17 protein-coding genes and 1 tRNA gene are annotated in these 22,062 nt (G+C 67.2%); 8 read left to right on the top strand and 10 right to left on the bottom strand.

Annotated features, from left to right (window positions below):
• Positions 1-12 precede the first annotated feature (12 nt).
• The gene (locus DA1_RS06055; RefSeq protein ID WP_016449798.1) at positions 13-672 is read left to right on the top strand and encodes a TetR/AcrR family transcriptional regulator; all 660 of its coding nucleotides are present in this window, start codon (positions 13-15) and stop codon (positions 670-672) included.
• 197 nt (positions 673-869) lie between these two features.
• Positions 870-1,388 carry a hypothetical protein gene (locus DA1_RS06050; RefSeq protein ID WP_034391087.1) on the top strand — a complete coding sequence of 173 codons (519 nt, stop codon included), beginning with the start codon at positions 870-872 and terminating at the stop codon, positions 1,386-1,388.
• A 24-nt stretch (positions 1,389-1,412) separates the two neighbouring features.
• Here the strand turns inward: DA1_RS06050 and DA1_RS06045 are convergent, their stop codons facing one another.
• The 9 genes from DA1_RS06045 to DA1_RS06005 form a co-directional block, all read right to left on the bottom strand.
• Positions 1,413-2,945: a glycosyltransferase family 39 protein gene (locus DA1_RS06045; RefSeq protein ID WP_332840455.1), complete on the bottom strand. Its 1,533-nt coding sequence runs from the start codon at positions 2,943-2,945 to the stop codon at positions 1,413-1,415.
• Positions 2,946-3,251: 306 nt separating this feature from the next.
• Positions 3,252-3,339 (bottom strand) — tRNA-Ser (locus tag DA1_RS06040).
• 101 nt (positions 3,340-3,440) lie between these two features.
• Positions 3,441-5,738, bottom strand: coding sequence for an NADP-dependent malic enzyme (locus DA1_RS06035; protein WP_034391088.1), 2,298 nt, complete (start codon positions 5,736-5,738; stop codon positions 3,441-3,443).
• 185 nt (positions 5,739-5,923) lie between these two features.
• Positions 5,924-7,411: a nucleobase:cation symporter-2 family protein gene (locus tag DA1_RS06030; protein ID WP_013803717.1), complete on the bottom strand. Its 1,488-nt coding sequence runs from the start codon at positions 7,409-7,411 to the stop codon at positions 5,924-5,926.
• Positions 7,412-7,822: 411 nt separating this feature from the next.
• The gene (locus tag DA1_RS06025; protein WP_034391090.1) at positions 7,823-9,115 is read right to left on the bottom strand and encodes a M20 family metallopeptidase; all 1,293 of its coding nucleotides are present in this window, start codon (positions 9,113-9,115) and stop codon (positions 7,823-7,825) included.
• On the bottom strand, positions 9,112-10,887 hold the full coding sequence (uraD, locus tag DA1_RS06020) for a 2-oxo-4-hydroxy-4-carboxy-5-ureidoimidazoline decarboxylase (protein ID WP_034391094.1): 1,776 nt from the start codon (positions 10,885-10,887) through the stop codon (positions 9,112-9,114). Before uraD ends, DA1_RS06025 begins: the two co-directional genes overlap by 4 nt.
• Positions 10,888-10,893: 6 nt before the next feature.
• On the bottom strand, positions 10,894-11,850 hold the full coding sequence (puuE, locus tag DA1_RS06015) for an allantoinase PuuE (protein WP_034391096.1): 957 nt from the start codon (positions 11,848-11,850) through the stop codon (positions 10,894-10,896).
• Positions 11,847-12,524, bottom strand: coding sequence for a GntR family transcriptional regulator (locus tag DA1_RS06010; RefSeq protein ID WP_012204034.1), 678 nt, complete (start codon positions 12,522-12,524; stop codon positions 11,847-11,849). Before DA1_RS06010 ends, puuE begins: the two co-directional genes overlap by 4 nt.
• 86 nt (positions 12,525-12,610) lie before the next feature.
• Positions 12,611-13,534, bottom strand: a complete 924-nt coding sequence (locus tag DA1_RS06005) for a LysR family transcriptional regulator (protein ID WP_034391097.1) — start codon at positions 13,532-13,534, stop codon at positions 12,611-12,613.
• A 124-nt stretch (positions 13,535-13,658) separates the two neighbouring features.
• Here DA1_RS06005 and DA1_RS06000 point away from each other — a divergent pair, with 124 nt between their 5' ends.
• The 3 genes from DA1_RS06000 to DA1_RS05990 all read left to right on the top strand — a co-directional run bounded on the left by DA1_RS06000 (position 13,659) and on the right by DA1_RS05990 (position 17,225).
• On the top strand, positions 13,659-14,765 hold the full coding sequence (locus tag DA1_RS06000) for a tartrate dehydrogenase (RefSeq protein WP_034391100.1): 1,107 nt from the start codon (positions 13,659-13,661) through the stop codon (positions 14,763-14,765).
• Positions 14,766-14,817: 52 nt separating this feature from the next.
• Positions 14,818-15,798, top strand: coding sequence for a tripartite tricarboxylate transporter substrate binding protein (locus tag DA1_RS05995; protein WP_034391103.1), 981 nt, complete (start codon positions 14,818-14,820; stop codon positions 15,796-15,798).
• Between the two features lie 104 nt (positions 15,799-15,902).
• On the top strand, positions 15,903-17,225 hold the full coding sequence (locus DA1_RS05990; protein WP_034391105.1) for a glycerate kinase type-2 family protein: 1,323 nt from the start codon (positions 15,903-15,905) through the stop codon (positions 17,223-17,225).
• 83 nt (positions 17,226-17,308) lie between these two features.
• On the opposite strand, the gene DA1_RS05985 is transcribed toward DA1_RS05990, so the two are convergent.
• The gene (locus tag DA1_RS05985) at positions 17,309-18,226 is read right to left on the bottom strand and encodes a LysR family transcriptional regulator (protein WP_012204039.1); all 918 of its coding nucleotides are present in this window, start codon (positions 18,224-18,226) and stop codon (positions 17,309-17,311) included.
• 121 nt (positions 18,227-18,347) lie between these two features.
• Between DA1_RS05985 and gcl the strand changes: the two genes are divergently transcribed.
• The 3 genes from gcl (at position 18,348) to glxR (ending at position 22,019) form a co-directional block, all read left to right on the top strand.
• A complete protein-coding gene (gene gcl, locus DA1_RS05980) occupies positions 18,348-20,138 on the top strand; it encodes a glyoxylate carboligase (protein WP_034391107.1) in 1,791 nt (596 codons plus the stop codon).
• A 115-nt stretch (positions 20,139-20,253) separates the two neighbouring features.
• Positions 20,254-21,054, top strand: coding sequence for a hydroxypyruvate isomerase (gene hyi / locus DA1_RS05975; protein WP_012204041.1), 801 nt, complete (start codon positions 20,254-20,256; stop codon positions 21,052-21,054).
• A 50-nt stretch (positions 21,055-21,104) separates the two neighbouring features.
• Positions 21,105-22,019, top strand: a complete 915-nt coding sequence (glxR, locus tag DA1_RS05970) for a 2-hydroxy-3-oxopropionate reductase (protein WP_034391108.1) — start codon at positions 21,105-21,107, stop codon at positions 22,017-22,019.
• Positions 22,020-22,062 lie beyond the last annotated feature (43 nt).

The following is a 22,062-nucleotide window of genomic DNA, read 5'->3' as shown; positions in this document are numbered from 1 at the left end:
AGAATATGAGCCATGGCTCGCATTGAAAACTCGCATTCGCAGGCGGCGCAGCGGCAGCCGCCCCAGCCCCGCAAGCAGCCACGGCAGGCGCGTTCCCTTGCCACGGTCGAGGCCATTCTGGAGGCCGCGGCTCGCGTTCTTGCAGAACGCGGCTACGCCGCCACCAACACCAATCTGGTGGCCGAGCGCGCAGGTGTGAGCGTGGGTTCGCTCTACCAGTACTTTCCCAACAAGGACTCGCTGATCACGGCCTTGCACGAGCGTCACGCCGCGCAGATGTACGCGGCCATTGCCGCCGTGCTTGCGGCAGAGCGGCCGCAGGGCCTGCAAGGCCATGTGCAGGCCATGGTCCGCGCGCTGCTGGCGGCGCACCGGGTCGAGCCCGATCTGCACCGGGTGCTGGAAAAGGAGTTCCCCTTCTTCGACGCGCCGCGCGAGCAAAGCGCGGCCGACGGCGGCATCTTCCGCCAGGTGCGCCAGCTCCTGGAGCTGCACCGCAGTCAGCTCGCCCACCGCGATCTGGACCTGGCCACCTGGATGCTGCTGCAGACCATGGAGTCCCTGGTGCATGCCGCCGTCATCGATCCGCCGGTCATGTTCACCCCCCAGGCCCTGGAGGATGGCATCGTGCAGGTGCTGATGGGGTATCTGCGAGCGCCTGCCCTGGGTTGAGGATGCAAGGAGCGATTTGGCCGCCAGGTCCTCAGGGCGCGAAAGCCTCTTCAGCCCCGAAGGCAGGCTGCCCGCAAATATGACCCGGATTCTGCTGTCTTCCTCCGGCGCAAGAAAAAGCACGGAGCCAATGAGCCAGATATCGCCATCTGCTCAGAAAATCCCCAAGCCCTGATCTGAAAACACACTGCACGCCCATGCCCAAAAAGTCCTACAGCGAGTACCTGCTCGAACAGCATCCCGAGCTGCACGGGCTGTTCCCTTATTACGAATCGCTTGGTATGACCGAGCCCGTGCTATGGGCTCTGAGCGAAAGCCGCGGAGAGCCCGCCGTGGCTATGGCGGCACTGGTTCACGGGTTGTGCAGCGAGGTGGCGGCCGCCGGCGACAGCCGCTGGCTGGAGCAACTGCACCAAGGAGATCTGAACGTCAACGAAGGCCCGTTGCTCAGCGATGCGCAGCAGGCGCTGGGCCGCCTGCGCGCGTTGGGCATTGCCGACGAACTGCTGATGCCTCTGGTGCGCGCGGCGCAGGTGCAGGCGGTCAACAACATCGCAGCCATGATCGACATGGGGCCGCAGATCTCCTGTCTGCCTTTGCCGCAAGGCAGGCAAGCGCACTGGCAGTTGTTCGATGTGGACGTCGAAGACGGCGAAACCCCGGGCAAGGGTTTGAGCGGCTTTGCCATCGATGTGCGGCACGTGCTGGTTCGCTAGTGCCCGGCCCAGCCATCACCCTGTTCAGCTTGGGATGCAGCTGCCCGCATCTTCCTCCGGCGGGGTAACACGCCAGAAGAGGGATGGAAATCCTTCTCCCACCGGCTGATGGCCGGGCGGCTGAGATGCCGCCAGCTGCAGGTGCAGCATCCCGCAGGCATCCACCATGTGCTGGGAAATCCAGGGGCTGATGTCCATGCGCCCATCGATCAGCACCAGGGGCTTTTCGCGCAGCTTCAGGGCCAGGGCCTTGGCCTCGGCCGTGGGGCCTGCGATCACGCGGATATCGCCGCCCAGCGCTTCGCGCGCGGGTTCGGCAAGCGCCTGGCTCAAGGCCCTTGAATCGAAGTTTCTCCAGTGCCGGCTGTTAAGCCGCAGTTCACTGCGCGCCGAGGTCATCTGGGCCACGAGCAGCAAGGCCAGTTGAAGCGCCACGAAGCACTTGATGGCGGTGGTGATCGATATGCGCGACGGGTGCAGCCTGGCACCGGCCAGCTCCATGGCGACGGGAACGGCCAGCAGCAGAAAGGGCGTGCCCCAGTGCAGCTGCAGCGACGAGCCCGCAAAGATGCCGATGGCGCAGGTCAGCACGATGGGCGTGAGGCCAAAGCACAGGATCAGCGCGCGCGATGCATCGGCTGTCCCGGGACGCTGCGGTGTGTCCTGCGGCGCAAGGCGGCTGCGGCGGTGCAGGGCCATCACCAGTCCCAGCAGCACCCAGGCGAGCAATGCACGGTTGAGCAGCTGGTCGGCCAGCCAGTGCACCGTATTGAGCAGTCTTGCGCCACCGCCCAGGCTGGCGCCCAGCGAGGATTCGGTGGCATAGCGGATGGGGCCGAAGTCGTTCAGGAAAAGCCAGTACAGGTGCGGCGAGATGATGGCCAGCGAGATGGCCGCCGCCAGCACCAGGCCTATCATGTGGACCCGCTCGCGCCAGGCGCCTGACGCCAGCCAGAACAGGAATACCGCCACGGCGGCCAGGATCATCTGGTACTTGGCCAGTGCGCCCAGCCCCAGGCAGCAGCCCAGGGCGGCCCACCAGCGCAGCTGCCTGCTGCCCACCGCACGCCACACCAGCAGGGCGCTGGCCGCGAAGAAGGGCATCAGCACCACTTCATGGTTGAAGAAGTGCATCCGCTCGTTGTAGTAGGTGATGCACATGGCCGCCAACAGGGCCAGCGTGGCGTAGCCGCTGCCGCGCAAGTCATTCAGCAGCTTCCAGAAAAGGAACAGGCCCGCCAGCGTGAAAAGCGCGCCGGTGGCGTAGCTGGTGCGCGCAGACAGCCCGAACAGATGAACCGGCACCGAAAGCAGCCAGGTCGGCAGGGGCGGGTGCTTGTAGTAGCCCCATTCCAGACTGTGCACCCAGGTCAGCTGTTCGAGATTGTCCTTGGGTGCCGTGAGGCTGGAGCTGTCGATCTGCAGCAACCAGGCCACGGCAAAGACCAGCAGGCCGATAGCGATCTTGAGGGCGAGTGAAAGCGACGGAGCGGCCAGGGTGAGCGGAGCGCTTCGCGTGATCGTGCTCGCTGCTTGAGAGGAAACAGGAGAGGTCATGACAGAGGCCGGCAGCGGAGAGAAGCGCGCTGGCACAAGGGAAATTCCCAGGGAGACGGTCGAACGGTGCTTCAGCGTTGGCTACGGACTCTTGGCTTACGCGAGCGCTAGAAGCCCGGCAGCTTATGTCTGCTTGGTTAATCCAATGTAAAGACTGTGTGAAGAATGTGTGGAGGCCGTTGCCTGCAGGCTCACGGCGGGCTGCGTGGCTGCAGCCGGGGGCAGGGCGCTGGTTGAACCTGCCTGGCGCGCGATGGACAAGAAAAAAGCGCCTGGGCAGGCGCTTTGTTTCTGATCATCTGAATCTGGCGGAGACTGTGAGATTCGAACTCACGGACGGTTGCCCGTCGGCAGTTTTCAAGACTGCTGGTTTAAACCGCTCACCCAAGTCTCCGAAGCTGCGTATTCTAGCCGGGGTTGCGCCGCTCCTGCCGGGGCCGGGGGCGTAAAAAAGGCGCCCCTGTGAAGGGGCGCCTTTTTTGGGTGCGGCGCGGATCAGCCGCGGGCAGCGATGGCCTGGGCTGCGGCCAGGGCCGTCATGTTGACCACGCGGCGCACGGTGGCGGAGGGCGTCAGCACGTGTGCTGCCGCGGCGCCGCCCAGCAGGATGGGGCCGATGGTCGTGCCGTGGCCGCCCGTGGTCTTGAGCACGTTGAACAGGATGTTCGCGGCGTCGAGGTTGGGGCAGATGAGCACGTTGGCCTCGCCGTGCAGCGAGGACTCGAGCAGGGCGCGGTCGCGGATGGCTTCGGACAGGGCGGAGTCGCCGTGCATTTCGCCATCGCATTCCACGTCGGGGTTGGCAGCGGCGAACAGGTCGCGCGCGGCGCGCATCTTCAGCGCCGAGGGGCGGCTGGACGAGCCGTAGTTGCTGTGCGACAGGAAGGCCACCTTGGGCGGCAGGCCGAAGCGGGCCACTTCCTCGGCCGCCAGGCGGGCGATGTCGGCCAGCTCGGTGGCGTTGGGCGCCTCGTTGATGTAAGTGTCGGCGATGAACAGCGTGCCGCTGTCCAGCATCACGGCGTTGACGGTGGCGAACTCGCCGGCGCCTTGCTTGAGGCCGAGCACGTCGCGCACATGGGCCAGGTGGCTGTCGAACTTGCCGACCAGGCCGCAGAGCATGGCGTCGGCATCGCCCAGGTGGACCATGAGCGCGGCGATCAGCGTGTTGGAGCGGCGCACGGCGGCCTTGGCGGTCTCGGGCGTGACGCCGTTGCGGCCCATCAGGCGGTGGTAGGTTTCCCAGTACTGGCGGAAGCGCGGATCGTCCTCGGGGTTGCAGATCTCCACGTCCTTGCCCAGCACCAGGCGCAGGCCGGCCTTGGCGATGCGGGCCTCGATCACGGCGGGGCGGCCGATCAGGATGGGCTTGGCCAGGCCGTCATCGACGGCGACCTGGGCGGCGCGCAGCACGCGCTCGTCTTCGCCTTCGGCATAGGCCACGCGCTGCTGGTTGGCCTTGGCAGCGGCGAACACCGGACGCATGAACATGCTGGTCTGGTAGACGAAGCGGGTCAGGCTCTCGCGGTAGGCGTCGTAGTCGGCGATGGGGCGGGTGGCGACGCCGGACTCTTCGGCAGCCTTGGCCACGGCCGGCGCGATGCGCAGGATCAGGCGGGTGTCGAAGGGCGTGGGGATCAGGTAGTCGGGGCCGAACTTCAGCTCCTTGCCCTGGTAGGCGGCGGCGACTTCATCGCTGACGTCCTGCTTGGCCAGTGCGGCGATTTCGCGCACGCAGGCCAGCTTCATGGCTTCGGTGATCTTGGTGGCGCCGCAGTCCAGCGCGCCACGGAAGATGTAGGGGAAGCACAGGACGTTGTTGACCTGGTTGGGGTAGTCCGAGCGGCCCGTGGCCATGATGCAGTCCGGGCGCACGGCCTTGGCCAGCTCGGGGCGGATCTCGGGTTCGGGGTTGGCCAGGGCCAGGATGATGGGCTTGTCGGCCATGGTCTTGACCATGTCGGCAGTGAGCACGCCGGGAGCCGAGCAGCCCAGGAAGACGTCGGCGTCCTTGACGGCGTCGGCCAGGGTGCGGGCGTCCGTCTTTTGCGCGTACTGGGCCTTGGAGGCGTCCAGGCCACCGGGGCGGCCTTCGTAGATCACGCCCTTGGAGTCGCACATGAAGACGTTTTCGCGCTTGACGCCCAGGCCCACCATCACGTTCACGCAGGCGATGGCAGCGGCGCCGGCGCCGGAGACGGCGATCTTGACGCTGCCGATCTGCTTGTCCACCAGCTCCAGCCCGTTGAGCAGGGCGGCGCTGGAGATGATGGCCGTGCCGTGCTGGTCGTCATGGAACACGGGGATGTTCATGCGCTTGGACAGCTCCTGCTCGATGTAGAAGCACTCGGGCGCCTTGATGTCCTCGAGGTTGATGCCGCCCAGCGTGGGTTCGAGCGAGGCAATGATGTCGATCAGCTTGTCCGGATCGCGCTCGGCCAGTTCGATGTCGAACACGTCGACGCCGGCGAACTTCTTGAACAGGCAGCCCTTGCCTTCCATCACCGGCTTGCCGGCCAGCGGGCCGATGTCACCCAGGCCCAGCACGGCAGTGCCGTTGGTGATGACGCCGACCAGGTTGCCGCGCGCCGTGTATTCGGCGGCCAGCGAGGGGTCGGCCTGGATGTCCAGGCAGGGATAGGCCACGCCGGGCGAATAGGCCAGCGACAGGTCGCGCTGGTTGGACAAGGGCTTGGTGGGCGTGACGGAGATCTTGCCCTTGTTGGGGCTGCGATGGTATTCGCGGGCTGCGTCGCGCAGGGCTTGTTCGGCGTTGGACAGGTTTTGGGTCATACAGGAATTCTCTGCAAATGCTCTCGGAGCTTACCGGATAGCTACAGCCTATGAGGGTCAGGACAGTTTTGCCTCAGGGATTTCGACAACAAGCCCCCTGGCGCCTATGGACGGCAGGGGGCGCACAGCCCGGCGGGTAGGCCGGGCGATTGTTGGGCGTGCCCGCCAGGGCGGGCACTGTTTCATCAGTGGGCGTCTGCCTGGCGTGCGGCCCGGACGGCAGCAGAGGTATCGCTGCTGGCTCCGTTGAAGAAAATGTTCAATGCCACCGCGGTAATCGAGGCCAGCAGGATACCGGATTCGATCAACGGATGAATGCCGTGGGGCATCCATTGGCGGAAATTCGGCGCCACCAGCGGAATCATGCCCACGCCGATGGACACGGCGACGATCATGGCGTTGTTGCGATTGGTCTGGAAATCCACGTTGCTCAGGATGCGGATGCCGGTGGAGGCCACCATGCCGAACATCACCAGGCCCGCGCCGCCCAGCACCACGGTGGGCAGGGACTCGACCAGGGCGCCCATCTTGGGCAGCACGCCCAGCACGATCAGGATCACGCCGCCGGCCACGCAGACCCAGCGGCTCTTGACGCCGGTGACGGCGACCAGGCCCACGTTCTGCGAGAAGCTGGTGTAGGGGAAGGTGTTGAAGATGCCGCCGATCAGCGTGCCCAGGCCGTCGGTGCGCAGGCCGCGTGTCAGCTCGTCCTGGCTGATCTTGCGATCGGTCATGTCGCCCAGGGCCAGGAACATGCCGGTGGACTCGATCATCACCACCACCATCACCAGACTCATGGTGAGGATGAGGATGGGGTCGAACACCGGCGTGGCGATCTCGAAGGGCAGCACCATCGTGAACCATTCGGCCTTGGCGACCTTGCTGAAGTCCATCAGGCCCATGGCCACGGACAGCACGCCGCCGATCAGGATGCCCATGAGCACCGAGACGTTGGCCAGGAAGCCCTTGGCAAAGCGCGCGATCAGCAGGATGGACAGCAGCACGATGGCCGAGATGCCCACGCCGGTCAGGTCGCCGTACTTGGGGTTGGGAATGGTGGGCACGACCGCGAAACCCTTGGGCACGGGCGGCAGCGAGGAGCCCGGCGCGCCGGCCGTGGCCTGGGCGTCGGCCAGCCATTTCAGGTGCTCGGGGTTGGGCACGCTGGGAGCGGTGGGGCCGACGGGGTTGCCGAAGATCCAGTTCACGCCCACGCGCATCAGGCTGATGCCGATGACGGCAATGATGGTGCCGGTCACCACGGGCGGGAAAAAGCGCAGCATGCGGCTGATCAGCGGGGCGATGAGGATGGACACGATCCCCGCCCCGATCACCGAGCCGAAGATCAGCCCCGCCCCCGCCGAGCCGCCCGTGCTCTGCGCCATGGACACCATGGGCGCCACGCTGGCGAAGGTCACGCCCATCATCACGGGCAGCTTGATGCCGAACCACTGGGTGGCGCCCATGGCCTGGATCAGCGTGATCAGGCCGCAGCAAAACAGGTCGGCCGAGATCAGGTGGGCCACCTGCTCGGGCGGCAGGTTGAGTGCGCGGCCGACGATCAGGGGCACGGCCACGGCGCCCGCATACATCACGAGAACGTGCTGCAGGCCCAGCGCCGTGAGCTTGCCTGCGGGCAGCATCTCATCGACGGGATGAACGGAAGATTGCATGGGGATTTGTCTCCTCGGGATTTATGGGAACGGACGCCGGCGTGGCAGGGTTCGGCGCCAACATCCATACAAAAAGTGTATACAGATCATGGGAAGTTTCTGCTCCCGGTAAACCCTGTTGCGGCAGTCGCGCCAACCCGTTTTGGTGCGCAACGCCTGCCAGGGCGGGAGTGCCATGGTGCATTGCAAGATGGATGCCAGCCGCCTGGCAAGCACCAGGCACCGTGCTGGTGCCTGGCGGCCGCTACCGCGCGGCTTGGCGCGGCTTGGGCGCGGTTCGTGCGCGGCTCTGGAGCACGGCATGGGCTGCGGCGGTGCATGCACCCCGATGCGGTGCCCGGGCGCAAAAAAGCCCGGCGGCGCCGGGCTTGGGTGTCGTGCCTTGATGCGGGCCGTCAGGCGGTCAGGCGGTCAGGCCGTCAGGTCGCACAGCATGCGCGCGATGACCTTGGTGGCGCGGCGCAGGTCCTCCAGCACCAGGCGCTCGTCGGCGCGCTTGGCATGGGACTCCAGCACGGTGCGCGGGCCGGCGCCGTAGATCACGCCGGGAATGCCGCGCTCCACGTACAGGCGCACGTCGGTGTACAGCGGCGTGCCCACGGCCGGGGGCTTTTCGCCGAACACGGCTTCGCCATGGGCCTGGATGGCGTCCACCAGGGGCTTGTTGCCCGCCAGCGGCGTCATGGCATTGGCCAGCAGCAGGCGCTTGATGTCCACGCGCACGGCATCCTCGCCCGTGTAGCCGCCCTTGGCGTTGAAGTCGGCAATGGCCTGGGCGATGACGGCGCGGATGCTGGCCTCGACCTCGGCCGGGTTCTCCTCGGGGATCATGCGGCGGTCGATCTTGAGCACGACCTTGCCGGGCACCACGTTGGTGTTGGTGCCGCCTTCGATGCGGCCGATGTTCAGGTAGGGGTGCTTGATGCCCGGCACCTTGGAGGTCACCTGCTGGTACTTGGTGTTCTCGGCGTACAGCGCATTCATCAGCACCACGGCGGCCTGCAGCGCGTCCACGCCCGTGTGGGGCACGGCGGCGTGGGCCATCTTGCCCTGCACGGTCACTTCCATCTGCAGGCAGCCGTTGTGGGCGGTGACGACTTCGTAGCTGAAGCCGGCCGCGACCATCAGGTCGGGTTGGGTGAGGTTGTTGGCCAGCAGCCAGCCGGGGCCCAGGATGCCGCCGAATTCCTCGTCATAGGTGAAGTGCAGTTCCACCGCGCCCTTGGAGGGCCGGGCCACGGCTTCGAGCGCACGCACGGCGTAGGTGAAGGTGGCGAAGTCGCTCTTGCTCACGGCGGCGGCGCGGCCGTAGAGCTTGCCGTCCTCGATGGCGGCGCCATAGGGGTCCTGGGTCCAGCCTTCACCGGGCGGCACCACGTCGCCGTGGGCGTTCAGCGCAATGGTCAGGCCGCCGCCGGCGTCACCTGCGCTGCCATAGGGGCGGCGCACGATCAGGTTGGTGATGGATTCCATGCCGTAGGCCTTGACCTCGGCCTCGGGCACGGTGTGCTTCTCGGCCTCGTAGCCCAGGGTCTTGAGCAGCTCGGCCGTGCGCTCGGCGTGGGGGGCGTTGTTGCCGGGCGGGGTGTCGGTCGGAACCTGGACCAGGGCCTGCAGGAATTGCACCTCTTCATCGAAATGCTGGTCGATCCAGGCGTCCAGGGCGGCGTAGGTGGCTTGCTTGTCTTGGTTCATGTCGGTCATTGCTGCTCTTGGGCCAGCTGGTTCAGTACGTGGGAGAAGGCATCGACGGACAGTTGCATGTCGTCGGCGGTGGAGCTTTCCAGCGGGTTGTGGCTGATGCCGGCGTTCAGGCCGCGCACGAACAGCATGGCCTGGGGCATGATTTCGTGCAGCTTCATGGCGTCGTGGCCGGCGCCGCTGGGCATGCGGTACAGGGGCACGCCCAGGGCGTCCACGGCGGCTTCCCAGCGCTGCTGCCATTCGGGGGCGCTGGGAGCGGCGGCGGCCTTCATGGCCAGCTCGGTGCTGTAGCGCAGGCCACGGCGCTGGGCGATGGCCTCGATCTCGGCCAGGATGTCGGCCACCATGGCGTCGCGCTGCTCGTTGGTGGGCGCGCGCAGGTCCAGGCTGAACTGGCAGCGGCCGGGAACCACGTTGACCGAGCCGCTGGGCACATTGAGCTGGCCCATGGTGGCCACCGAGGTGCCGTCGCGCGCGGCGCGCTTTTCGATGTACAGCGCCAACTCGGCCACGCCGCAGGCGGCATCGCGGCGGCGGTCCATGGGCGTGGTGCCGGCGTGGCTGGCCATGCCGATCATCTCGCAGATGTAGCGCGCGCTGCCGTTGATGGAGGTGACGATGCCCAGCGGGATATCCAGCTCGTTGAGCACCGGGCCCTGTTCGATGTGCACTTCGATGAAGCCCAGGTAGCGGGCCGGATCGCGCTGCAGCTTCGGAATGTCGTCAATGCACAGGCCGGCGTGCTGCATGGCCTCGCGCAGGGTGATGCCGTCGGCATCCTTTTGCTCCAGCCATTCCTGCTTGAAGTCGCCGATCAGTGCGCCCGAGCCCAGGAAGGTGGCCTTGTAGCGCTGGCCCTCCTCTTCCGAGAAGCCCACGACCTCGATGTGAAACGGCAGGCGCTTGCCCTGGCGGTGCAGCTCGCGCACGCAGGCCATGGGCACGAAGATGCCCAGGCGGCCGTCGTACTTGCCGCCGTTGCGCACGGTGTCGTAGTGGCTGCCGGTCAGCAGAGTCCTGGCATCGTCGGTGGCCGCCTTGTAGCGGCCCACGACGTTGCCCACGGCGTCGATCTCGACCTCGTCGAAGCCGCAGTCGCGCATCCAGTGGCTGATGCGCTGGGCGCAGGCGCGGTGGGCATCGGTCAGGTAGGTGACGGTGAGCTGGCCCTTTTCGGCATAGCCGGGGTCGCTGTGCTGGGCCAGCTTTTCCTGCCAGTCCCAGACATCGTTGCCCAGCTCGGGCGTGTAGCCGAACTTGTCGTTCAGGCGGATCTCGGCAATGCGGTGGATGTTGCGCAGCGCCTCGCCCAGCTCGAAGTCGGGATGGTTGTGCAGGCGGCGCTCGAAGGTCTCGATGATCTCGGCCTTGGCCAGGCCCGCGCCGCGCGGACCGCGCACGGCCAGGATGAAGGGAAAGCCGAAGCGCTTGCCGTACTCGGCATTGAGCTTGCGGATGTGCTCCAGCTCCTCGGGCGTGCAGCGCGTCAGGCCGGCCTTGTTCTGCTCGTTGGTGGATTCGGCCGTGAGCGTATTGGTCTCCATGGCCTTGCCGGCCAGCTCCGGGTGGGCGCGGATCAGGTCGAGCTTGGCCTGCACCGGCGCCTTGTCCAGCACCTGGGCCATGGCGTACTTGATCTGGGCCAGCGAGCGGAAGGGGCGCTGGGCCAGCGCGGCCTCGGCAATCCAGGGCGAGTGTTCGTAGAGGCCGTCGAGCAGACTGGCGGCGGTGGCCAGGTCGGCGGCGTTGAGTTGTTCCAGCGTCAGAGCCATGCTGCGTTATTCCTTGTCGGGATGGTGGTGCGCCCAGTGGCGCGCGAGGTCGATGCGGCGGCAGACCCAGACCTTGTCGTGCCGCTGGATGTGGTCCAGAAAGCGCTGCAGTGCCGTGATGCGGCCGGGGCGGCCCAGCAGGCGGCAGTGCATGCCAATGCTCATCATCTTGGGGGCGTCATCGCCGGCCGGATCGCCCTCGGCGTAGAGGGCGTCGAACGTGTCCTTCAGGTATTGGAAGAACGGGTCGGCGTGCGAGTAGCCCTGGGGCAGGGCGAAGCGCATGTCGTTGCAGTCCAGCGTGTAGGGCACGATGAGCTGGCTGTGGGTGCTGCCGTCGCTCTTGCCGACCTTCATCCAGAAGGGCAGGTCGTCGCCGTAGTAGTCGCTGTCGTAGGCGAAGCGGCCGTCGTCGGCCACCATGCGGTGGGTGTTGGGGCTGTCGCGGCCCGTGTACCAGCCCAGGCCGTGGTCGCCATCGTGGCCGTACAGCTCGCCGAAGATCTCCATGCACTGCTGCATGTGCTCGCGTTCCACCTCGGCGGGCACGCCCTGGTAGTGGATCCACTTGAGGCCGTGGCAGGCCACTTCATGGCCCAGCTCATCGAAGGCCTGGGCCAGCTCGCGGTGCTTTTGCAGGGCCGTGGCCACGCCGAACACGGTCAGCGGCAGGCCGCGCTTCTCGAACTCGCGCAGGATGCGCCAGACGCCTGCGCGCGAGCCGTATTCATAGATGCCTTCCATGCTCATGTGGCGCTCGGGGTAGGCGGCCGGGTTGAACATTTCGGACAGGAACTGCTCGCTGGCGGCATCGCCGTGCAGCACGCAGTTCTCGCCGCCCTCTTCATAGTTGAGGACGAACTGCACGGCCACGCGGGCCTGGCCGGGCCAGCGGGCGTGGGGGGGCGTGCGACCGTAGCCGATCAGGTCGCGGGGATAGGGGGCAGTGGCGTCGTAGGTCATGCGGATACGGAGGAAAGGGCCATCGAAAGATCGCTGGTCGGCATGTCGCGGTCGAAGGTCAGGCCGGCTTCCACGTGGTCCAGGTGCTGCTGCATGAGCTGCACGGCGTGGTCGGCGTCGCCGCCGGCCAGGGCCGTGACGATTTCGGCATGCTCGTCATGGGAATGCTCGGCGGCCGTGCTGGACTGGTACATCAGCGTGATCAGCGCGCAGCGCGAGATCAGCTCGCCCAGCAGCTGGGCCAGCACCTCGTTGCCCATGAGTTCGGCCATGCGCACGTGGAAGTCGCCCAGCAGCTCGGTGCGCTGGCCGACGTCGTTGCCGTCCATGGCCTTTTTCTCGGCCGCCACATGCTGCCGCAGCGCGCGGATCTTGGCCGGCGTGCTCTGGGCGATGAAGGCGCGCACCATCTCGGCTTCGAGCATGCGGCGCACGGCGAAGACCTGGCGCGCCTCGTCCACCGAGGGCGTGGCCACGAAGGCCCCGCGCGCGGGTTCGAGCCGGATCAGGCGGTTTTGCGACAGCTGGAACAGCGCCTGGCGCACCAGGGTGCGCGAGACGCCGAAATGGTCTGCCAATTTCTGCTCGGCCAGCTTGGTGCCGGGCAGAAGACGGTGTTCGACGATGGCCCGGGTCAGGCTCTCGACAATGAAACTGGTGGTGGAAGTCTCCATTCAGCCATCATAGCGGCTGGTCACAAGAGTTGTATACAGTTTCTGTCTACTGCTTATTGGCGTTTCCCCGCATACGGCATCCCTTTTCAGAAACCGGGCGCGGCCGTATCGAAGTGCCGTGCCAGGTGCTCCACAAAGCGCTGCACGCGCTGGGTTGCCGCATGCCGCTGCGGATAGACCACATGGATGTCGGCCGGCGCCGTGGCATGGTCGGCCAGCACCTGCACCAGGCGGCCGCTGCGCAGGTAGCGGGCGACATCCCATTCGGCGCGCATGACGATGCCCAGGCCGGCCAGGGCCCAGCCCACGGCGATCTCGCCATCGTTGGTGCTCAGGCTGTCGCGCAGGCGGATGGCTTCGGTCTTGCGGCCGGGGCCGTTGTGGGTGAAGCGCCAGACGCCGTGGGCGTCGTCGCCCTGGCGGATGTCGATGCAGTCGTGCTGCATCAGCTCGCGCGGGGTGGCTGGCGTGCCGCGCCGTGCCAGGTAGGCGGCAGACGCGCACAGCAGCCGCCGGTTGGGCGCCAGGCGCCGCGCGATGATGCGCGCGTCCGGCGGTTCGCCAAAGCGTATGCACAGGTCGAAGCTGTCATCCACCAACGGCGGCGGCGAGGCCGACAGCTGCAGCTGCACCTGGATCTGCGGGTGCCTGCGCACGAAGCTGGCGATCAGCGGCGCGATATGGCTGCGCCCGAATCCCAGCGTGGCATTGATGCGCAGCAGGCCCTGCGGCTGCCCGGGCATGCCGGCCACGGCCTGATCCATGGCGGCAATGTCGTCCAGGATGCGCCGCGCATGGGCCAGGTAGGTCTGGCCCTCATCGGTCAGGCCCAGGCGCCGCGTCGTGCGGCTGACCAGTTGCACGCCCAGCCGCGCCTCCATCTGGGACAGGCGCTTGCTGGCCGCCGGCGTGGTGATGCCCAGCTCGCGGGCCGTGGCCGACAGGCTGGCGCTGCGGGCCAGCAGGCAGAAGAAGGCCATCTCCGATGGCGCTGAGACGGGTGTGCTCATTGTTGAATCAAAGTGAACGATGCCATCACTCTAGAGGCGCGCGCGGCGTTGTTCCATCGATAGATTCACGGACAAGGCCATGGAACCGCATGGCGCTTCATCCACCGCAATCCAAGGAGCCCTCATGACAAAGACATACCGCATCGCCTGCATTCCCGGCGATGGCATCGGCAAGGAAGTGGTGCCCGCAGGGCAGGAGGTGCTGCAGGCGCTGGCCGAAACCCAGCCCGGCCTGGGCTTTGCCTTCACCAGTTTCGGCTGGGGCGGCGACTGGTACCGCGCGCACGGCGAGATGATGCCGGCCGACGGGCTGGACGCGCTGCGCGGCCAGGACGCCATCCTGTTCGGCTCGGCCGGCGACCCGCACATTCCCGACCATGTCACGCTGTGGGGCCTGCGCCTGAAGATCTGCCAGGGGTTCGATCAGTACGCCAATGTGCGGCCCACGCGCATCCTGCCCGGCATCGATGCGCCGCTCAAGCGCTGCGCGCGAGAGGATCTGGACTGGGTCATCGTGCGCGAGAACTCCGAAGGCGAATACGCGGGCGTGGGCGGCCGCGCCCACCAGGGCCATCCCATCGAGGTGGCCACCGACGTGAGCATGATGACCCGCGCGGGCGTGGAGCGCATCATGCGCTTTGCCTTCCGCCTGGCGCAGTCGCGGCCGCGCAAGCTGCTGACGGTGATCACCAAGTCCAACGCCCAGCGCCATGCCATGGTGATGTGGGACGAGATCGCGGTGCAGGTGGCTGCCGAGTTTCCCGACGTGCGCTGGGACAAGGAGCTGGTGGACGCGGCCACGGCGCGCATGGTCAACCGCCCGGCCTCGCTGGACACCCTGGTCGCCACCAACCTGCATGCCGACATCCTCAGCGACCTGGCGGCCGCGCTGGCCGGCAGCCTGGGCATTGCGCCCACGGGCAACATCGATCCGGAGCGCCGCTACCCCAGCATGTTCGAGCCCATCCACGGATCGGCCTTCGACATCATGGGCCAGGGCCTGGCCAACCCCGTGGGCACGTTCTGGAGCTGCGTGATGCTGCTGGAACACCTGGGCGAGCACCGCGCCGCGCAGCGGCTGATGCAGGCCGTGGAGCAGGTGACGGCCGATGCCGCGCTGCACACGCGCGACCTGGGCGGCAAGGCCACCACGAGGCAGGTCACCGACGCGGTCTGCGCACGGCTGCGCGCGCAGACCGCCGAGGCCCAGGCCGAGCCCGTGCCTGCCTGAGCGCGCGCTGCATGGTCCGATAACCCACAAAAGAACAGACAGGAGACAAGCCATGAACCGCATCACCAGGGTTGCAGCCGCGTGCGCGCTGGCCGCCGCCACCATTCCAGCCGCCATGTCTTCGGCCTGGGCCCAGGCCTGGCCGGCGCGCCCCGTCAACCTCATCGTGCCGTTTCCCGCAGGCGGCACCACCGATGTGCTGGCACGTGCGCTGGGCCAGGAGCTGTCCAAAAGTCTGGGCCAGCCCGTGGTCGTGGAAAACCGCCCCGGCGCGGGCGCCACCCTGGGCGCCGACCATGTGGCCAAGGCGAAACCTGACGGCTACACCCTGCTCATGGGCGCCGTGCACCACACCATTGCCACCAGCGTCTACCGCAGGCTGGGCTATGACTTCCAGAAGGACCTGGCGCCCATCACCGTAGTGGCCGTGGTCCCCAATGTGCTGGTGGTCAATCCGCAGGTGCCCGCCAAAACCGTGCAGGAGCTGCTGGCCCAGGCCCGGGCCCACCCCGGCAAGCTGGCCTATGGCTCCAACGGCGCGGGCACGGGCCAGCACCTGATCGGCGCGCAGTTCGAGTCCATGGGCGGCGTGGAACTGCTGCACGTGCCCTACAAGGGCAGCGGGCCGCTGACCACGGATCTGCTGGGCGGGCAGATCGCCATGTCCTTCGATACCGTCACGCCTGTGCTGCCCCACATCAAGGCTGGCAAGCTGCGCGCGCTGGCCGTGACCACGGCCCGGCGCTCGGTGGCCCTGCCCGATGTGCCCACGCTGGACGAAGCCGGCCTCAAGGGCTTCGACATGGGCACCTGGTTCGGCGTGCTGGCACCGGCCGCCACGCCGCGCGAGGTACTGGCGCGGCTGGGCGCGGACATGAACCGCATCATCGAGTCGCCGCAGTTCCGCAGGAAGATGGAGGAGATAGGCGCCGAGCCCATCGGCGGATCGCCCGAGCAGATGGCGCGCCAGATCCGCGACGACACCGACCGCTTCGCCAGGCTGGTGAAGGATGCCAAGGTGGCCCTGGATTGAGTTGAGTTGGCACGAGGAACGAGGCCGGGCGAATCAGTTGTGACTTGACCGCATGCCACCGCCGGTGCAGGAAATTCCATAATGCCCGGCGGAGACAACACACCATGACCAGCACCACGGACCTGCACCTCACCGATCCCCAAGCCTTTCTGCTCGACCTCTACCGCGCTGCGGTCAAGGATGCGCAGCCCCTGTACAGCATGGCCCAATGCCTGCCAAAGCCTCCCAAGGGCCGCACCCTGGTGCTGGGCGCGGGCAAGGCCGGCGGCTCCATGGCCCAGGCGCTGGAGGCGCTGTGGCCAGCGGACGCGCCGCTGTCCGGCCTCGTGGTCACGCGCTACCACCACATCCCGCCGCGCCCCGAAGGCCTGGCGCAGCGCATCGAAGTGGTCGAGGCCGCCCACCCCGTGCCCGATGCGGCAGGCCTGGCCGCCGCCGAACGCATCCTCGCGCTGACCGAAGGGCTGACCGAGGACGACCTCGTGCTGTGCCTGATCTCGGGCGGCGGCTCGGCCCTGCTGACCCTGCCGGCCGAAGGCATCGACCTGGAGGAAAAGCAGCGCATCAACCGCGCCCTGCTGGAAAGCGGCGCCGCCATCGGCGAGATGAACTGCGTGCGCAAGCACCTGTCGCGCATCAAGGGCGGGCGCCTGGGCGCGGCCTGCGCGCCCGCGCGCGTGGTCACGCTGACCATCAGCGACGTGCCGGGCGACGATCCCTCCATCATCGCCAGCGGCCCCACCGTGCCCGATGCCAGCAGCTGCGCCGACGCGCTGGCCATCCTCGCGCGCTACCGCATCGACGTGCCTGAATCCGTGCGCCGCGCGCTGGAGGCGGGCGAGTTGGAAACACCCAAGCCCGGCGACGCGCGCTTTGACGGCCACGAGGTCCACATGATCGCCACGCCCCAGCACTCGCTGGAGGCGGCCGCACGCGTGGCCGAGGCCGCAGGCCTGCGCACCCATGTGCTGTCCGACGAGATCGAGGGCGAATCGCGCGAAGTCGCCAAGGTCCACGCCGCCCTGGCGCGCGCCGTGTCCCGCCACGGCCAGCCGTTTGCAAAGCCCTGCGTGATCCTGTCCGGCGGCGAGACTACGGTCACCATCCGGCAGCGCCCGGCCGGCACGCCCAAGGGACGCGGCGGCCGCGCGGGCGAGTTCTGCATGGGCCTGGCCCAGGCCCTGCAGGGGCAGGACAAGGTCTGGGCGCTGGCGGCCGATACCGATGGCATCGATGGCGTGGAGGACAACGCGGGGGCGCGGGTGTCACCGGATACGTTGGCGCGGGCACAGGACCAGGGCATGCGGATTGCCGAGTACCTGGATCGCAATGATGCGTATGGGTTCTTTGATGCGCTGGGGGATCTGGTGGTGACCGGGCCTACGCATACCAACGTGAATGACTTCCGGGCGATTCTGGTTCTCTAGGTTTTTGCTCCTGCCGGGTGCTTGTTTTTCGAGGCCGGGGCGTGCGCCCGGCCACTTGTTTCAGGCTCGCCTGTTTCAGGCACTCACGCCCCGCGCGGCAGCGTCTCCCACCATTCGGCATCGAACCGCCCCTGCAGGAAGGCGATGAAGGACTGCACCTTCTGTGGCACCAGGCGCGGCGAGGGGTAGACGGCGTGGATTTCCTGCTCGGGCAGGCGGCAGGTCTTGAGGACTTCGACCACGCGGCCGGCTTCCAGGGAGTCGTGGGCCACGTAGCGGGGCAGGGCGGCGATGCCCATGTGCGAGCGTGAGGCCGCCAGCAGGGCCGAGAGGTTGTTGGAGCGCAGCCGGCCCGTGACCGCCACCGAGACAGGTTCTCCGCTGGCGTTGCGCAGACGCCAGATGTCGTTGCCCTGCACGCTGCTGTAGATCAGCGTGGCATGTTCCTTGAGGTCGGAGGGGCGGCGCGGCGTGCCGCGCTTGCGCAGGTAGGTGGGCGAGGCCACCAGCACCCAGGGGTTCACGCCCAGCGTGCGTGCGCCCAGGCTGGAGTCGGCCAGCTTGCCCAGGCGCAGGGCCACGTCGATGCCGTTGGCCACCAGGTCGGTGTAGCGGTCCTCGAAGCTCAGGTCGACCTGCACCTGGGGGTTGTGCGCCATGAATTCCAGCGCCAGCGGTATCAGCACGCGCCGGCCAAAGGCCACCGAGCTGCCAATGCGCAGCTGGCCCTGCACCTGGGTCTGGCGCACCTGGACCACCTTGTCGGCCTCGGCCACGTCGTTGACGATGGTCTTGCACTTCTCGTAGTACAGCGCGCCCGCTTCGGTCAGGCTCACGCCGCGCGTGTTGCGGTTGAGCAGGCGCACCTTCAGGCGCGCTTCCATGGCTGCGATCTGCTTGGTGACCGTGGGCTGGGTGGTGGCGAATTCGTGCGCGACCTTGGTGAAGCTGCTGGTCTCCACCACGCGCACGAACATGTGCATGGCATCGAGTCTGTCCATGGCGCTGTCTCCTTTTTCATTGGTAGTTATTCCTGCACGGAATAAATTTTATGGTCTGCGCAGGCGTTCCGCCAATCGGCCTGTCTGCCTAGAGTTGACTCCAATTTGAAGGAGACCTCCCATGGCAAAAATGAAAGCAATCGAAGCCGCAGTCCGCGTGCTGGAAAAAGAAGGCGTGACCGTCGCATTCGGCGTTCCCGGTGCCGCCATCAACCCGCTGTACGCAGCGCTCAAGGACCATGGCGGCATCGGCCATATCCTGGCGCGCCACGTCGAAGGCGCAAGCCACATGGCCGAGGGCTACACCCGCGCCGTGGCCGGCAACATCGGCGTGTGCATCGGCACCAGCGGCCCGGCCGGCACGGACATGATCACGGGCCTGTACTCGGCCAGCGCGGATTCGATTCCGATTCTCTGCATCACCGGCCAGGCGCCGCGCTCGCGTCTGCACAAGGAAGATTTCCAGGCCGTGGACATTGCCTCCATCGCCAAGACCGTGACCAAGTGGGCCACCACGGTGCTGGAGCCGGCCCAGGTGCCGCGCGCCTTCCAGCAGGCCTTCCACCTGATGCGCTCGGGCCGTCCCGGCCCCGTGCTGATCGACCTGCCCATCGACGTGCAGCTGGCCGAGATCGAGTTCGACATCGATACCTACGAGCCCCTGCCTGTCTACAAGCCGGCTGCCACGCGCAAGCAGGTGGAAAAAGCCATCGCCATGCTCAACGAGTCCGAGCGTCCGCTGCTGGTCTCGGGCGGCGGCGTGATAAATGCCGATGCCTCCGAGCTGCTGGTGGAGTTTGCCGAGCTGCTGGACGTGCCCGTGATTCCCACCCTGATGGGCTGGGGCACCATCCCTGACGACCACCGCCTGATGGCCGGCATGTGCGGCCTGCAGACCAGCCACCGCTACGGCAATGCCACCATGCTGGCCTCCGACTTCGTGCTGGGCATTGGCAACCGCTGGGCCAACCGCCACACGGGCTCGGTCGAGGTCTACACCAAGGGCCGCAAGTTCGTGCACGTGGACATCGAGCCCACGCAGATCGGCCGCGTGTTCGCGCCCGACTACGGCATCGTCTCGGATGCCGGCGCGGCGCTGCAGCTTTTCGTGGAGGTGGCGCGCGAGTGGAAGGCGGCTGGCCGCCTGAAGGACCGCAGCGGCTGGGTGGCCGAATGCCAGGCCCGCAAGAACAGTGTGGAGTACCTGCGCAAGACCAATTTCGACAACGTGCCCATGAAGCCGCAGCGTGTCTACCAGTGCATGAACCGCAGCCTGGACAAGGACACCTGCTACGTCTCCACCATCGGCCTGTCGCAGATTGCCGGCGCGCAGTTCCTGCATGTCTACAAGCCGCGCAACTGGATCAACTGCGGCCAGGCCGGCCCGCTGGGCTGGACCGTGCCGGCCGCCCTGGGCGTGCGCGTGGCCGACCCGGCCCGCAAGATCGTGGCGCTGTCGGGCGACTATGACTTCCAGTTCATGATCGAGGAACTGGCCGTGGGTGCGCAGTTCAAGCTGCCCTACATCCATGTGCTGGTCAACAACAGCTACCTGGGCCTGATCCGCCAGGCGCAGCGCGCCTTCTCCATCGACTACTGCGTGCAACTGGCCTTCGACAACATCAATGTCGACGACAAGGAAGAGTCCAAGGGCTACGGCGTGGACCACGTCAAGGTGGTCGAGGGCCTGGGCTGCAAGGCGATCCGCGTGCACCGTCCCGAGGACTTCGCGCCCGCCATGCAGCAGGCCGAGGCCTGGATGGCAGAGCACCGCACGCCGGTCGTCGTCGAGGTCATCCTGGAGCGCGTGACCAACATCTCCATGGGCGCCGAGATCGACAACGTGATCGAGTTCGAGGACCTGGCCGCAGCGCCTGCCGACGTGCCCAGCGCGCTTGCACTGCTGGATTGACCGGCCCGCCACGGCACATCGCACGGCATTGCACTGCACTGCTTTTTCTATCGGCGGGGCACCCTGCGTGCCCTGCCGCTCCCAACCCACCAAACGACTACCGGAGACTTCTGACATGCCCCGTTTTGCTGCCAACCTCAGCATGCTGTTCACCGAGGTGCCCTTCCTCGACCGCTTCGAGCGCGCGGCGCGCGCCGGCTTCGAGGCCGTGGAATTCCTGTTTCCCTACGCCCATACGGTCGAAGAGATCAAGGAGCGCGTGGACGCCCACGGCCTGCAGATCGTGCTGCACAACCTGCCTGCCGGCGACTGGGATGCGGGCGAGCGCGGCATTGCCTGCCACCCCGACCGCGTGGACGAGTTCCGCGCCGGCGTGGCCAAGGCCGTGACCTATGGCCATGCGCTGGGCGTGCCCCAGCTCAACTGCCTGGCCGGCAAGGCGCCTGCCGGTGCCGATGCCGCGCTGCTGCGCCGCACCTTCGTGGACAACCTGCGCTTTGCCGCATCGGCGCTGAGCGCGGCCAATCTGCGCCTGCTGATCGAGCCCATCAACCCCTTCGACATTCCCGGCTTCTACCTGAACCGCACGGACGAGGCCCTGTCCATCCTCGACGAGGTGGGCGCGCCCAACGCCTTCGTGCAGTACGACATCTACCACGCGCAGCGCACCGAGGGCGAGCTGGCGGCCACGCTGCAAAAGCACCTGGCGCGCATCGGCCATGTGCAGCTGGCCGACAACCCGGGCCGCAACGAGCCGGGCACGGGCGAGATCAACTACCCCTTCCTGTTCGCGCACCTGGACCGCATCGGCTACCAGGGCTGGGTGGGCTGCGAGTACAAGCCCGCGCGCGATACCGAATCTGGCCTGGGCTGGCTGGACGCCCACACCAGCGTGCGCGCGGCAGTCGCCGCCTGAGCGCCGCCAAAGTTTTTTCAGCTTTTCAAAAACGACAAGGAGTACACAGCATGAATGCATCCTCTCTCAAGCTTGGTTTCGTGGGCCTGGGCATCATGGGCGCGCCCATGGCGGGCCACCTGCTCACGGCCGGCCACCAGCTGTTCGTGAACACCCTGGGCAAGATCCCCGCGCAGATCGCCGAGAGCAGCGCCACCCAGTGCACCACGGCGCGCGGCGTGGCCGAGCGGGCCGACATCATCTTCCTGATGCTGCCCGACACGCCCGATGTCGAGAAGGTGCTGTTCGGCGAGGACGGCGTGGCCGCCGGCCTCAAGGGCAGCAGCGGCAAGGTGGTGGTGGACATGAGCTCCATCTCGCCCGTGGCCACCAAGGACTTCGCTCGCCGCATCGAGGCCATCGGCGCCCAGTACCTGGATGCGCCGGTCTCCGGCGGCGAGGTGGGTGCCAAGAACGCCACCCTGTCCATCATGGTCGGCGGCCCCGAGGACGTGTTCGCGCGCGTCAAGCCGCTGTTCGAGCGCCTGGGCAAGAACATCACCCTGGTGGGCGGCAACGGCGACGGCCAGACCGCCAAGGTGGCCAACCAGATCATCGTGGCGCTGAACATCGAGGCCGTGGCCGAGGCCCTGCTGTTCGCGTCGCGCGCCGGTGCCGACCCGGCCCGCGTGCGCGAGGCGCTGCTGGGCGGCTTTGCCTCGTCCAAGATCCTGGAAGTACATGCCGAGCGCATGATCAAGCGCACGTTCGACCCGGGCTTCCGCATCTCGCTGCACCAGAAGGACCTGAACCTGGCCCTGAGCAGCGCGCGCCAGCTCGGCGTGTCCCTGCCCAACACCGCCCAGGCCCAGGAGCTGTTCAACAGCTGCGTGGCCCACGGCGGCGCGAACTGGGACCACTCGGGCATGGTGCGTGCGCTGGAGATCCAGGCCAACTTCGAAGTGGGTCAGAAGGTCCAGGACTGATGGCCGGCCTTTGAGACAACGATTGGTGGGAGGGCGGCCTTGC

The organism is Delftia acidovorans NBRC 14950 (genome assembly GCF_001598795.1).
GTDB lineage: Bacteria > Pseudomonadota > Gammaproteobacteria > Burkholderiales > Burkholderiaceae_C > Comamonas > Comamonas acidovorans.
This window is presented reverse-complemented; position numbering and strand designations above follow the sequence as displayed.

Bases quoted from the DNA above. Each gene is read 5' to 3' on its own strand.
- DA1_RS06005 (WP_034391097.1), bottom strand. From the start codon at position 13,534: ATGAGCACACCCGTCTCAGCGCCATCGGAGATGGCCTTCTTCTGCCTG.
- DA1_RS06025 (WP_034391090.1), bottom strand. From the start codon at position 9,115: ATGACCGACATGAACCAAGACAAGCAAGCCACCTACGCCGCCCTGGAC.
- DA1_RS06035 (WP_034391088.1), bottom strand. From the start codon at position 5,738: ATGACCCAAAACCTGTCCAACGCCGAACAAGCCCTGCGCGACGCAGCC.
- uraD (WP_034391094.1), bottom strand. From the start codon at position 10,887: ATGGCTCTGACGCTGGAACAACTCAACGCCGCCGACCTGGCCACCGCC.
- DA1_RS06045 (WP_332840455.1), bottom strand. From the start codon at position 2,945: ATGACCTCTCCTGTTTCCTCTCAAGCAGCGAGCACGATCACGCGAAGC.
- DA1_RS06055 (WP_016449798.1), top strand. From the start codon at position 13: ATGGCTCGCATTGAAAACTCGCATTCGCAGGCGGCGCAGCGGCAGCCG.
- DA1_RS05990 (WP_034391105.1), top strand. From the start codon at position 15,903: ATGACCAGCACCACGGACCTGCACCTCACCGATCCCCAAGCCTTTCTG.
- DA1_RS05995 (WP_034391103.1), top strand. From the start codon at position 14,818: ATGAACCGCATCACCAGGGTTGCAGCCGCGTGCGCGCTGGCCGCCGCC.
- DA1_RS06050 (WP_034391087.1), top strand. From the start codon at position 870: ATGCCCAAAAAGTCCTACAGCGAGTACCTGCTCGAACAGCATCCCGAG.
- DA1_RS06010 (WP_012204034.1), bottom strand. From the start codon at position 12,524: ATGGAGACTTCCACCACCAGTTTCATTGTCGAGAGCCTGACCCGGGCC.
- DA1_RS05985 (WP_012204039.1), bottom strand. From the start codon at position 18,226: ATGGACAGACTCGATGCCATGCACATGTTCGTGCGCGTGGTGGAGACC.
- hyi (WP_012204041.1), top strand. From the start codon at position 20,254: ATGCCCCGTTTTGCTGCCAACCTCAGCATGCTGTTCACCGAGGTGCCC.
- glxR (WP_034391108.1), top strand. From the start codon at position 21,105: ATGAATGCATCCTCTCTCAAGCTTGGTTTCGTGGGCCTGGGCATCATG.
- DA1_RS06030 (WP_013803717.1), bottom strand. From the start codon at position 7,411: ATGCAATCTTCCGTTCATCCCGTCGATGAGATGCTGCCCGCAGGCAAG.
- puuE (WP_034391096.1), bottom strand. From the start codon at position 11,850: ATGACCTACGACGCCACTGCCCCCTATCCCCGCGACCTGATCGGCTAC.
- gcl (WP_034391107.1), top strand. From the start codon at position 18,348: ATGGCAAAAATGAAAGCAATCGAAGCCGCAGTCCGCGTGCTGGAAAAA.
- DA1_RS06000 (WP_034391100.1), top strand. From the start codon at position 13,659: ATGACAAAGACATACCGCATCGCCTGCATTCCCGGCGATGGCATCGGC.